9 protein-coding genes and 1 tRNA gene are annotated in these 13,411 nt (G+C 32.8%); 8 read left to right on the top strand and 2 right to left on the bottom strand.

From position 1 onward, the window contains the following. Position 1: 1 nt before the first annotated feature. From CLV73_RS08130 to CLV73_RS08095, 8 genes are all read left to right on the top strand, one after another. Entirely contained in the window at positions 2-1,360 is a 1,359-nt protein-coding gene (locus CLV73_RS08130; protein WP_100376335.1) for a DUF3289 family protein, read from the top strand. Positions 1,361-1,398: 38 nt separating this feature from the next. Beyond that, positions 1,399-1,881, top strand: a complete 483-nt coding sequence (locus tag CLV73_RS08125) for a hypothetical protein (RefSeq protein ID WP_157798757.1) — start codon at positions 1,399-1,401, stop codon at positions 1,879-1,881. A 34-nt stretch (positions 1,882-1,915) separates the two neighbouring features. Continuing rightward, positions 1,916-2,710, top strand: coding sequence for a hypothetical protein (locus CLV73_RS08120; protein ID WP_100376333.1), 795 nt, complete (start codon positions 1,916-1,918; stop codon positions 2,708-2,710). 17 nt (positions 2,711-2,727) lie between these two features. Further along, a complete protein-coding gene (locus tag CLV73_RS08115; RefSeq protein WP_100376332.1) occupies positions 2,728-7,023 on the top strand; it encodes a hypothetical protein in 4,296 nt (1,431 codons plus the stop codon). A gap of 11 nt (positions 7,024-7,034) precedes the next feature. Beyond that, a complete protein-coding gene (locus CLV73_RS08110) occupies positions 7,035-8,255 on the top strand; it encodes a hypothetical protein (RefSeq protein ID WP_100376331.1) in 1,221 nt (406 codons plus the stop codon). 52 nt (positions 8,256-8,307) lie between these two features. Further along, on the top strand, positions 8,308-9,501 hold the full coding sequence (locus tag CLV73_RS08105) for a hypothetical protein (protein ID WP_100376330.1): 1,194 nt from the start codon (positions 8,308-8,310) through the stop codon (positions 9,499-9,501). A gap of 236 nt (positions 9,502-9,737) precedes the next feature. Beyond that, the gene (locus tag CLV73_RS08100; RefSeq protein ID WP_100376329.1) at positions 9,738-10,022 is read left to right on the top strand and encodes a hypothetical protein; all 285 of its coding nucleotides are present in this window, start codon (positions 9,738-9,740) and stop codon (positions 10,020-10,022) included. Between the two features lie 59 nt (positions 10,023-10,081). Continuing rightward, a complete protein-coding gene (locus tag CLV73_RS08095) occupies positions 10,082-11,248 on the top strand; it encodes a hypothetical protein (protein ID WP_100376328.1) in 1,167 nt (388 codons plus the stop codon). 125 nt (positions 11,249-11,373) lie between these two features. Here CLV73_RS08095 and CLV73_RS08090 read toward each other — a convergent pair. Both CLV73_RS08090 and CLV73_RS08085 read right to left on the bottom strand, forming a co-directional pair. Continuing rightward, positions 11,374-11,446: transfer RNA gene (locus CLV73_RS08090), tRNA-Phe, on the bottom strand. 109 nt (positions 11,447-11,555) lie between these two features. Continuing rightward, positions 11,556-13,397: a lysophospholipid acyltransferase family protein gene (locus CLV73_RS08085; protein WP_100376327.1), complete on the bottom strand. Its 1,842-nt coding sequence runs from the start codon at positions 13,395-13,397 to the stop codon at positions 11,556-11,558. Between the last annotated feature and the right edge of the window lie 14 nt (positions 13,398-13,411).

Here is a 13,411-nt window from a genome sequence, read left to right as displayed (position 1 = left end):
TATGGCAGGTGAGGGTGGAAATATTGTACGAAATGTCTTCGGAAAGTCTTATAAAGAGGCTGAACACATCATGAAGGATGCTTCCAAAGGAACACTGGATTTTAAATCTCCTCAGGAAAATACCTTTTATGGAAAAAAAGGAGGTAAGAAATTTGATGAATATCAGCCGAAAAAAGACAATATATTACTCGTAACAAAAGTTGAAGGGCCTTTAGATGATAATGGTGGGAAAATAGCAAAACCTAAAGAAGGAGAAAAATATTGGTTCAAAGCAACTTTTAACAGGACTGCAACAAAAAGCGAGTATAAAAAACTTCAATGGAAGGAAAAGATAAACGGGATATCTGCTCCCTTCTTTTTTGATTATTCTTCACTCACGGGAAACACAGCAACAATTCAGGTGAGACTTCCGTGTTATGATATGCGTGTATATGCTTATTTTAAAACTCCAATTGACAAAGCCAGTGTTGAGGTTAAAATAGCCAATCCATTACCTCTTTATATTGACAGATTTAAAATTAAAGGAAAAGACAGGAAGGGAATTAATATGGCAGATGATATGTGTTACGGTCTGGGAGTTTCCAATCAATATCCTTCGCGGTACACTTTGCAGGATGTGGAAAGTAAAGGGATTTGGATTAAGTCGGAGATAAGAGATAAGACAGATGAAGAATTGTGGGCTGGCTTTAAACGCATGGTAGGTACACTTTTTTCAGTTGGTGAACTGGAAACTGTTGCCCTTGATATGATCGAGAAATTTAAACGAAGTGAAGGCGGTGAATACACCAGTCCTATCCTTACAAAACATGTGTTGCAGCATCCTTCAAACCAAAGATTCTGTTTAAGTATGGAAGATGAAATTGCCGACAGGATTAAGAAAAACCATGGAAGTATAGCATCCATTGAAGATAATGAAATACACTTCACAGATGACGAGATAGGAAAGTTTGGAAGAAGAGGATGGGGACATCCACAGTTTTCAACGATGAAAGATACTTTTATGGGAGGACTCACCATCTGTATGAACGATACCTGGGCATATGAGGTACAGTTGACAAAATTCAATAAATCGGGTAATGGTACTTATGATGCAACGTACAAAGTTGTTTTGTATGATCATTTCGGATTGGATATGCCGGATATAGAAAAGAAATATTATTATCTGCTTGGTTTCAGATATTGGTTTATTTTGCAACATATAAGAGGATATAAACCTTTTATCACGAAAGTGGAGTTTGAAAAAACTTTTAAAGAAAGTATTAATAACGGTAAAGCAGAACGTCAAAGTAAAAGACGGACTGAAAAAGAAAGAGAAGATCGTCTTCGTAATATGGGCAGAAGGAGACCGGGAGAATATTAAATGATTAAATAGTAAACTTAATAGGAATTACACATAAAATGAAGTATTTACAATCTGTAAAAATGATCACGATAGTATGTCTTCTTTTAATAGCGATTAGCTGTGACAGGGAAAAAAAAGACTTTATTCCACTTGAGCATATGACGTTTACCAATGCTTATTACAAGAATGCTGTCAAGATTTCATACTATATTCTTATAGACAATCCGGAACCTGCTGAAAATATGCTGAAACAAGAAATTGTAAAATATGTAGAAAACAGATTAAAAAAAAATAAGGCATTAACAAAGCCGGAAATATCATCACTCAATTTTGTTTTTTATAGAAAAACAGATAATACTTCATACTTTATAACTCATAAGGAAAGTGCTGGAGAACTATTGGGAGAAGAAATATCACATTACCAGCAGGATTTTATAGCGAATTATCTGGTAAGCAAATGTGGAAGCGGTACAGTAGAAAAAATATATCTCTATAATCTGCCTGAAGAGACTGTGGCAAGTAAAAATTGTGATAAATAGTATCGTTTAGTTTTCTAAATAATCATAAAACCGCATGGTAGAAACAAGAGTACAACCTTTTCAAAAATATACCTCAGGAATCCATGATTATCATGTGGAAAATGCTCTTGAAATACAGTTTGGAGAAGCAAAGGGATTTTATTCATCTTATAGAATCACACTACAGGAAAAAATAAATGAAGACCAGACGAAAAACTGGTTAATAGATAAAGTGGAAGATTCTTCTTTTCCGTCTGAAAATAAATTTATGGAAATCCTTCATGTATTGGAGCAAAGTTCTTATCCATTGGAAATAAAAGTTGATGAAAAAGGCAATTTTTTAGAAGCTGTAGACCATGAGAAAAATATAGAAAACTGGAAATCAAAAACAGCAGGTCTTCAGGAAAAATATAATAATGTAGATATTTTCAGAAATCAATATCTGACGACTTTTGAAAATGAAGCTGTTTTTTATAAAAATAAACTGAAGGAACCTTTCTGGAATATTCTTTTGTTTGCACCGCATTACGTAGACAACGGAGAAAAAACTTATGAGTCCATTGTATGGAATATCAAAGGGATTGGTGATATAGAATGTAAAGGAACAATCAGTGCCGAACAGAGAAATTACGGCTTTGAAGCACTTTTTACATCAGAAATCAAAGTTTCAGATTCCATAAAAGAAGAATTAGATAAAAAATACCAGTATCAGACAGAGCAGTATCAGGTAAAATTAATTATTAAAATGGAATACAATTCCCCAAAAAAGCAATATTTCACGAAAAGAGCTGAATTTATATTGACGGGCGGAGAAAGAACAGTATACCGGGAAACGGTTACAATGACTTAACCTTATGAACAAATGACATGGCAGATAAAGGATATATCATTATAGAAGGAGCCACTGCGTACTGTAGCAGCTCCGTAACCAATAATTCTAGTGGAACTGCCGTTCCGATGGAAGTGAAAAGCCAGAAAAAAAAATTAGGTAAAAACAAATATTTTGCTCAGAATAAACCTGTGGCAACTTATCTGGACGATAAAGCAGAAAGCTTCGGTGGTGGAAATGGCTTTGGAAACTGCAAAGGATCAGATGGAAAAACTTATCCGTGTAAAGGTAAATGCAATATCAAGTATAAAGATTACTATGAAAATGTAGAATTCAATAAAAGCATGAAAATCCTGCTGGATGTTTCTACAGGCAATTGCCCAGGATATGGAGTTCCGGGAACCATAGCTTTTGCAACAACCGGACAAGCGAATAATGTTTCACAGATTGATGTTAAAGAAGCGGACGAATTTTCAGTAGCCAACACTTCACCGCAATGGTCTACCTCATCTGCTTCTGCCTCTGCCATATCTGTAGCTTCCATTTCCATGACCTTGCCCTTCTCTGTGGCCAAGCCGTCGGGAACTTATTATTATATTCAGATGACAGGGGGAATCTTCAATTCATTTATGAACCCTATAGCGATTGATAATCTGTCTCTTACTGCACAGTTTAAAGGAGATGGTACAAAGATTATCTGGGCGCTTTTTAAAGGTGATGGGGCTAAAGATAAGATTAAAACATTCATCGGATTAGGAAGTGTTTTTAATCAGTCTATGAGTAAGATCTTTAGCGGACTTGAAGAAGGAAAATACCGCATCGAAGCATACGGAAAGAAGCCGGGTGATAATAATTGTTCCATTATTATTGAGGTTGTTAAGGACTTTGTTAAAAAGATTGTGTCTCCCGGTACCTCAACTTTGGTTAATATCCCTTTTCCTTTATCTGTTGAGTTGAAGCTTAATACAAGTGCTGATCAGTTGAAAATCTTAAATCGAAATGTTTTCAATCCTATTGTGACCTCGGCTCAATGGAGGGTAAAGCAAGGAACAACAGTATTGTATAACAGTTCTACAGGTGTTTCTGCTTCTCACCTTGTTGGTGTAAGTAATATAGCTGGAAAAGTATTGCTGACTTTTAAGAATGCCGGAACCTATACCGTAGAGGCATTTACAGATCTTTCCGATCCGAAACCTGAATCTATACAGGTTAAAATAGAAAACTCTTTAGGGGTAATGGGCGTTACGGGAGATGCGGGTTTGTTGAGGTTTAGCGATATGCTCAAAGTGAAAGCTTCGAGGTTTAATGTTAACTATATGCCTGCAACAACTTCTGTGTATTGGTATCTAAAAAAAGAAGGCACCGGAAGGCTTACTACATTTGAAAGTTCATCATCATTTAAAACAGGAGCTATCAATAAGAAAGTTTCAGAACTGCTTTATAATGACGCTCACCTTGATAATAGCCAATATTTTGGTAAATATACACTGGAAGCCTATGCTAATCCATTAGGAAATGGAAAACAGCCTGCTTTTTCAGGATCCGACTGTTTTAATTTTGAAGTCATTAAAAATGTTGTAGATAAATTTACTCTTCCGGCTGGAAACATTCCTAAAGGAACAAAAGTAAAATATACTGCCACTGCAAGAATTGCCACTCTTTCCGGAAATGAGGCTATAAAAGTAGAAGTTCCGCAGAATGTTACCGATAACGGAGATGGTACCCTTACTTTTAATGAACTCGGCGAGTATACTATTTCAGCTTATTTGACTGGGGATTATACCGACAATAAAAAGATTGAAGCTAAAATAAAAGTATCAGAACCGTCTGTAAAAAGAGCACTTTGGGCATACGGAACTGGTGTGAAACGTACTGAAACAGGATTTGCGGAAGAAACATATGGCTTCCTGGAAATTGATGGACTCCAGAATCAGGCATTAAAAGTGAAAATTTGGGTGAAAGGAGAAGGTGACGATTTTTACAAAGAGAAAGATAAATACATGTTGGAGGAGAAAAATGTGACTCTTAATAATGAAGGAAAGGCGTCTTTTATGATCACTACCAATGATGATTATAAGAAAAAAATGGAAGCAGCTATTCCTAAAACGACCGAGAATTCTAATCCGTCTTATCGTTTGATATTCACAGTGGAGCTTCAGCCCGGATCATCCACAGAAGTTATCCTGCCATCTGCTATTTCTATTCAGGGAACACGTCCGGTAGTGGTAGACGGAACCACAGCTTATCTGGAAGTTTTGGATTCTAATGAAGAACTGGTGATCACTTCCGAACAGAAAATTGTTTCCATAATGTTTTCTACGGAAGATGGTAAAGATATCCAGCGCATGCAGACTTTCTATGGAAAGACTCATAAGCTTTGGGTACATACTGTTAACATGACGGAAGAAACCCTTAAAATTGATGTGCTCAAAGAAATTCCTAAAGAAGGGATGAATGAAAATGATCACATTACCTATACTCACGAAAGTAAACAAAGTTATAACGAAGAAAAAACCGGAAAAGATGGTTTACTTGAAGTTTCTTTCACACCTAAAGAAGAATGGAAAAATCCACCGAAAAACTTTGATTATTATATAGCACAGGTTTCTCGCCAGGTTCAGGATCCCGCTGATCCGAAAAAGAAAGTCTGGAAAATAGAAAAAAGTCAGTTTACGATTAATAGTACGCTTCCTGCGAATCTTGTTAGAACGGAAGATATGGAAAAGCTGGGAATTAAGGCTTATAAAAAAGATGGAACTCCCTTTACGAATGACGAGATGCTGGAACTACGGAAACAATTTATCTTTTACGAAAGTGGCTGTTTAAAAGTATCTCAGAAAGAAACTCCAGAAGCTATTGAGAATGATGTGATGCCTGTGGTTGTGGAAATGGCGGAGGTAAGAAAACAAAAAACGTGTTATTGTAATCGTGGTTTTACCGAAAAAGAAATGGAAGACCTTATTAAAACAATGACGGGAGGTACTGAAATTTGGAAAGGAATAAAGGAAAGCTGTGATATTACAGATAAGACAATTAAAAGTTTAACGGCTGAGGTAAACGCTATGTTTGCTCACTATTCAATTAATCGTTGTATGCAAAAGATTTCTTTTTTAGCAAATCTTGCTGAAGAAACAGGCTTTTTTAAACAAAGTAAAGAAGAATTAAGTGATAATTTATCCAGTCAAAGTATATATAAAGGACGTGGTATATTACAAATAACAGGTGCTAAAATGAGTAATGGATTCTATAATGACCCGGGACCATACGAAACATATGGAAAGGATCGTTTTGGAGACAAAGATAAATTTGTTGGTGAAACTAAGGCAGATTTGATATCTTCAAATTTACATTATACAGTTGATGTAGGAGGGTGGATATTTCAAACTAAAAAAGCAGGGACCTGGAATACACCGTGGAGTGGAGATGATGCAAAATACGATTTTTTAAGGATTGAAAAGCAAAAATACTTTAGCAAAGGATTAGGCAAAAATTTAATTGAACTAGGCTTACTAATTGAGGATGAAGAAGAAAAATATTTTTGGTTACAAGCAAAAATGTTGAATGGATATCCCAAATCACATACATTAACCAAAGATCCTCATGGATGGGCAAATAGAAAAAAAGCATTTGCAACATTAAAGTCTTGGTTTAAATATGATAAAAATGTTTGTAATGGAGAAGCTATTGTATTACCAGAACTTGCTGATCGTGCGCCATGGATGACTATTGCATTGAAAATTGCAAAAGAAATGAAAGGATGTGAGGAATCAAAAGAGCCAATGTATTCAAAAGCAAAATCTTACCTTAGATATTGTGGGAATACATATGAACCTACAGATCCGGATAATGGACCATGGTGTGCAGCTTATATGAACTGGTGTATAGGCCAAACAACCAATCCTGAAACAAATCAACCATATAAACATGCTAAATCAGCTTCATCTCTAGCACCTATTGATAGTATTGCAGGGAAAAACTACAAACAGATTTCTGAGCCAATTTTTGGATGTCTTGTGGTCTACAGACATAATACTAAATGGAAGGGGCATACTGGTTTTTTATATGGAATGACTAAAAAAGGAGCATATATACTTCTTGGAGGTAACCAAGATCAGACAGTTAAATTTAGCTCTTATGATGAATACACCAGTAATTCTAAAAAGAAAAAATTATGGGGATTCTATATTCCAGTCGATTATACACCCACTGAAAAAGATAAACTAACAGCAGCGGATTATTATGATGATGGAAATAATAGTAATTACGACGATGGAGATATTATTAATGCTAAATTTGGAATTGGTACAGGAAATAATACAGGTTCAACAAACTAAAATATTTATTTATGAAAATTTTAAATATTTCTATATTCATTTTATTATTTATTGGTTGTAATAACAAAAGTCAAGAGAATAATATGAACTCTAAAGAGAAACAATATAACATATCAGAGAAAGCAAATAAAATTGATGTTAAAAACATTAAAAAACATATTAAACTACAAGAGAAAATTGAGTCTGATGAAGTGGAGTATGATGATCCCTATAATTTAACTATAGAGGATCTAAAATTAGCTTCTTCTATAATCTATAATGATTTGATCAGTAACAGTTATATTGAACCCAAAGCTGAGTCCTTTAACAACAAGATTGAAACTATTTTTTCAATCAGTCATAGTTCTAATAAATGTGTGAGTATTGATCAAAAACATGGATACATAGCAGTATTTGGTAATCGCCTTGATGGCAATCCTGTGACACTTGAACAAAATAAGTATGAACTTTATTCAACTACTCAGAATATTTTCATCAATACTAATAAACAATTTATTTTTCCAATGCTTTTATTAAGGGAATTAATAAATATTAATGGTGATAATTCTTATAAAATTAAAGTTCCACGATATATTATTGCACGTAATATGTACCTTTTTAATGATAGTAAGCCACAATTCAAATGGCTTATTTTAAATGATCAAAATTTTATGGAAAGTTTAGTTAAAACTTTCGGATATACACAAGATCCTGATTTATTAAAATGGGTTATTGAAAGAACGAAGTTTAATAAGAACGATCCACAGGATTATGGAAAACTGTTTTGGATTAAACAATGTGACGGAAGTTTAAAGCTTCATGCCAATACTTTTAAAGTTCTTCAAAAATTATATGTTCCGAATGATTCATCAGATAATAGATTCATTTTAGATAATATAAAAGGTTATGTAGAGTATTTGGGGACAGATATAAGAAGTCCACAAAATAATTTAGCCTTGGAAGAAAAATTGAAAATAATGGCTAATCTAGTTTACTTCGTAGAACAATATAAGTACGATCCTTCATATAATGATGCTTCAATAATGATGGGAAGATTTCGTTATTTTATCAATGAGAAAGATTTCGAAATTTTAAAAAGAAACAATTATTTCAACCTTCCAAAATTTAAAGAATGGTGGGATAATGCGGATTATGATGCTTATATTGCTGATGGAGAATATAATGGGGAATGGGGAAATGTGAATCGCCCTTTAAATCCTAATGAATGGCGAAAAGAACATAGTAAAAAATAATATGAAAAGCACAGCTCTATTTACTGTGCTTTTTATTTTTTAAAACACAAAAATGATAAAAAAAATTACAATTTTTTTGGCTGTATTGCTATTAAATAAATTTCAGTCACAAAGTCCGGAAAATTCTGAAAATTCTTTTATGGTTATCCTTAAATCACAATTGATAGCTGGAGTAAGTGGAGAGAAAAATGAAACGGATTACCCAACCTATAAGTTTACATTAAAAGATTTGGAAGCGACTGAATCTATTATAGCAAAAGAATTAGATGATAATGGGTATAAAAAACCAAGTACAGAAGAATTCATTAATAAAATTAATATGATCTTCAAAAGAATAATTGCTCCTAAATCAGAGTCAAAGTATTTACAAGTCAATTTTGAAGATAAATGTTCGAAAGACTTGAAATTGTATAAAAATTCAAACAGTATCGATGTAAATCCATATAGTACTTATATTTTTAAGAATGGACGTTTCATTTCAGATTTATATAGTATCCCAGAAATAATGGATTATACTAAAAATCCTGAATTATTCCGGTTTGAAAAAGATGCTGAGAATAATAATCATATAAAAGATGTAAAAATATATTATTGGAAAGATATAGCTGATTTAAAAAATATAAGAAAGCAAAATATTCAGAGAATTGTTGCCAGAAATATGTATTTATTCAATAACAATAAAACATATATAATCTGGTTGCTTTCCCATGATAAGAACTTTATAAAACTGTTAGTTAAAAATTTCGGATATGATGATGAACCTAAATTCAATGAAATGATCATTAATGAATATGTTCAATCTAAGGATAAATATAAAATAGGTGAACTTATTTTTGCCAAAAACTGTAATAAGGAATTGGAAATACATGATCGAATATTACAGAGTCTAACGGAAATTTATCAAAAGAGTTCAAACCCTAAAGATTTATTCGGATTGATGGATTTTTGTTCGAAATTATTAGAAACAGATGAATACAATAATTATTCAGAAAAAGAAAAAATAAAAATGGTGGCTTATTTGGCTAATACGTATGATTTGTTGTTCAAAAAGAATCATAGAAATCAAGAGGGTTGGGATCCTAGATGGAATATCTTAGGAGCTTATTTTGAGGATGATTCAAGAAGTAGAGTTAAATGGTCGCAAATGAAAGAAGAGATGCAAAAGAATAATTACTATAATCTACCAAACTTAAAAGAAGTAATAAACTATGCTGAGGAGTTTGATAGTGTAGGAGCACCGGATTAGTTTTGATAAAATAATAAAAGCATATCTCTGGATGTACTTTTCCACCCTCTAAACACAAATTTTACTGATGAAAAACAAATATAAGTTATTATTAATACTATTAACAACTAATGGATTAATATATGGTCAAAGGGATTGGCAGAACAAGTTAACTCAATGTTAATACTATACTACAGAAACAATTAGAATATGGAAAACCTTCTTTTGATAATTCATACCAGTATTCCGATAAAGATTTGGAAGTAACAATTCCAATACTGAATCAATTACTTCTAGATAACAGTTATAAAGCTATCAATAATGAAGAGTTTAGTAATAAAATAAAACAGATTTTTAACCGGATTATTGATAGAAACTCAAACAGTAAATTTCTTTATATCAATTTTATTGATCAGTGTGACAAGCAGCTGGATTTCTTTCCAAATGATGCCGAAAATAACGGGGTATTCGTAGTTAAAAATCAGAACTTTATCACTGATCTAACCTCTAGATTATACAGAATGGAGAAAGCAAAATCCTAAAAAATAAATACCGAAAGCACAGTTATCATATATTATGCTTTTATTTTAAAAAACACAAAATGATAAAAAGAATTGCAATTTTTTTGGCTGTATTGCTATTAAATAAATTTCAGTCACAAAGCCCGGAAAATTCTGAAAGTTCTTTTATGGTTATCCTTAAATCACAATTGATAGCTGGAGCAAGTGGAGAGAAAAATGAAACGGATTATCCAACCTATAAGTTTACATTAAAAGATTTAGAAGCTACTGAATCTATTATATCAAAAGAATTAAAGGATAATGGATATAAAAAGCCAAGTACAGAGGAATTCATTATTAGGATTAATACAGTCTTTAAAAGGATAATTGATCCCAAATCTGAATCTAGATATTTACATATCAATTTTGAAGATAAATGTTCTAAAGGTTTTAAGCTTTTTAAAAATTCGAATAGTATAGATGTTAATCCATATAGTACTTATGTTTTTAAGAATGGACGTTTCATTTCAGATTTATACAGTATTCCAGAAATAATGGATTATACTAAAAATCCTGAATTATTCCGGTTTGAAAAAGATGCTGAGAATAACAATCATATAAAAGATGTAAAAATATATTATTGGAAAGATATAGCTGATTTAAAAAATATAAGAAAGCAAAATATTAAGACAATTGTTGCTAGAAATATGTATCTATTCAATGATAATAAAACATATGTAACATGGTTGATTACTCAAGATCCGACTTTTGTTAAAACTTTGGTAAAGCAATTTGGATACACTGAAGAGCCGAAGTTCAATGATCTTATAATGAATGATTATCTGAACAATTATCAGACCTCTTCCGATATTGGTGATGTTATTTTTACAAAAAATTGTAATGGAAAGTTAGAAATAAGAACCGAATTATTAAAATATATAAAAGAGCATACAAAGTCAGATGAAAATAGGCTTTTGACTGCCTTAGAGAATTTTGGATATGCTCTGAAAGACAACAATAGCTTTACGCCAGATGAAAAATATAAGATACTTGCTTACATTGGAAATACAGTTGATCCTTTTTATCTGAATTTTGCGGGAGTAAATTCAGGAAATGCTGTATGGAATGCTGAGAGCGTTCTTTACAATAGCATAGTAAAAGATAGAAATATTATTTCAGTATTTCAAAAGAATAATTATTATGACCTTCCCGATTTAAAAGATAGTTTAATGAGGATACAGGGAATTATTGAGCATTCTTCCGAGTAATAATCATTATTTCATAAAAAGTTAATCACAGTCCGACATGACTGTGATTAACTTTTTATAGAAATTTATAAACCTTTACTGTATTGATATAAAAAAAACCTCTAAATAAATTAGAGGGTTTAAAGTGGTTTCTCCAGGAATCGAACCAGGGACACATGGATTTTCAATCCATTGCTCTACCAACTGAGCTAAGAAACCATTATATTTTTGTTTGACTTACTTCGTTGTTTTAAAGTGATGCAAAAGTAGTAAGTTTTGGTATACAAAGCAAGTATTAACCGGACTTTTTTTAACAAAACTTAAAAACCTATTGATTCTCAGATGAATTATTTTCCTGTTCTTTTCTTATCTGCTCGCTCATTTCCTCCAATACAGGCTTTATCGTGTTTTCGGGAAGATCACTTATTCTTATATACATCAACCCGTCAATTGCGTCATTGAAGTTAGGATCAACATTGAAGGCAATTACTTTTGCGTTTTGTTTGATGTATTTTTTTATCAAGACAGGAAGCCTTAGTTCCGGTTCCAGGTCATCAATAATCTTATCTAATTTATTTAAATCAGATTCCATTTCATCAAAGAACAGATTTTTATCTCTGTCTCTAAGTTTTACTTTATATTCATTTCTTGGAGTAATGTATTGAGCCACGGCAGAATCATAATAATTGGAACGCATAAACTCAATCATCAGGGATTTTGAAAACTCGGAAAACTTATTGGAAATACTTACTCCTCCCATTAAGAACTTATGATCCGGATTTCTCAGACAAACGTGCACGATTCCTCTCCATAAAAGGAAAAGCGGAAGTGGCTTTTGCTGGTATTCCTGACAGATGTAAGCACGTCCCATTTCAATAACCTTTTTAAAGAAAGGATGAATGTCCTGCTCAAATTCAAATAGAGAACTGGTATAGAATCCTTTGATACCGAATTTTTTCATCACTTCCTTTCCTAAAGCCATTCGGTAAGCTCCTACTAATTTTTCCTCTGCATTGTCCCAAAGGAAAAGGTGATGATAGTGCTTATCATATTCATCCAAGTCGAAAGGAAGATTGCTTCCTTCGCCTACTGCACGGAAAGTGAGTTCTCTCTGACGTCCGATTTCTCTCATGATAGAAGGGATCTCCTCGTAAGAAGTGAAATATACCTCGTAATTTCCATTACTGAAAAACATTTTATCAGTGCCTTTCAGTTTATTGATGTCTTTAAGAATATCCTCTTTTGGAGTTTCGTCGATGATGTTTTGAACAATATTTTCTTCTTTAAGTAAAGGGAATTTTACATACAGATTTTGAAGATTAATACTTTGAGCCAAAGATTTCCTTTTTTCATAGTAAGATTTCATCATATAAACCTTACGTTTCAGAAATTCACCCAATTCTTCAATGGTTTCCATATCATCCATTGCTTTCACGGCGATAGGTCTTCCTATCCTGATTCTGATAGGCTTTTCCCTGTCATTCATCATTTCCGCAGGAAGCATCAGGGTTTGCAAATTCGGATGAAGTTTTGCTACCTGATAAAACAAACGGCTGTTTTTTGCATGAAAATACATAGGAACTACCGGTACTTTTGCCATTCTGATAAGCTTTAATGCCGGTTTTTCCCATTCTTTATCTAAGATTTCTCCGTATGGATTGTTTTTGTTGGAAACTTCTCCTGCCGGGAAAATACCTATACAGCCTCCGTTTTGTAAATGCTTCAATGATTCACGCATTCCGGAAGAGCTGCTGTAAGCATCTTTTCTGTTCTCAAAAGGATTTACTGAAATCACATACGGCTCCATCGGTTTGATCTTTTCCAAAAGGAAATTCCCCATAACCTTAAAATCGGGACGGATTTCTGATAAGATTTTACACATTAAAATTCCGTCAATGGCACCAAGCGGATGGTTGGAAACCAGTATAAACGGTCCTGTTTTAGGAATTTTTGCCAAATCTTCTTCAAAAGCAATATAACTTAAGTTTCTTTCTCTCACAAATGAGTCGAAAAAGTCTTTATCTTCCTTGTCTTTTAGTTTATCGTATAATTTGTTGACTTCATTTATTTTTGCAATGCTCATTACAGCAGCTGCAATAGGATTCTTAAGGAACCCCATTTTATTTAAGCCGGAAGCTTTAATCAAATCGTTTTTCGATATTAAACTCATGTGTGTTTAGTCGC

This window comes from Chryseobacterium geocarposphaerae, from assembly GCF_002797535.1.
GTDB lineage: Bacteria > Bacteroidota > Bacteroidia > Flavobacteriales > Weeksellaceae > Chryseobacterium > Chryseobacterium geocarposphaerae.
This window is presented reverse-complemented; position numbering and strand designations above follow the sequence as displayed.

Excerpts from the sequence above, each read along its gene's own strand:
- CLV73_RS08130 (WP_100376335.1), top strand. The coding sequence starts at position 2 with ATGGCAGGTGAGGGTGGAAATATTGTACGAAATGTCTTCGGAAAGTCT.
- CLV73_RS08125 (WP_157798757.1), top strand. The coding sequence starts at position 1,399 with ATGAAGTATTTACAATCTGTAAAAATGATCACGATAGTATGTCTTCTT.
- CLV73_RS08120 (WP_100376333.1), top strand. The coding sequence starts at position 1,916 with ATGGTAGAAACAAGAGTACAACCTTTTCAAAAATATACCTCAGGAATC.
- CLV73_RS08115 (WP_100376332.1), top strand. The coding sequence starts at position 2,728 with ATGGCAGATAAAGGATATATCATTATAGAAGGAGCCACTGCGTACTGT.
- CLV73_RS08110 (WP_100376331.1), top strand. The coding sequence starts at position 7,035 with ATGAAAATTTTAAATATTTCTATATTCATTTTATTATTTATTGGTTGT.
- CLV73_RS08105 (WP_100376330.1), top strand. The coding sequence starts at position 8,308 with ATGATAAAAAAAATTACAATTTTTTTGGCTGTATTGCTATTAAATAAA.
- CLV73_RS08095 (WP_100376328.1), top strand. The coding sequence starts at position 10,082 with ATGATAAAAAGAATTGCAATTTTTTTGGCTGTATTGCTATTAAATAAA.
- CLV73_RS08085 (WP_100376327.1), bottom strand. The coding sequence starts at position 13,397 with ATGAGTTTAATATCGAAAAACGATTTGATTAAAGCTTCCGGCTTAAAT.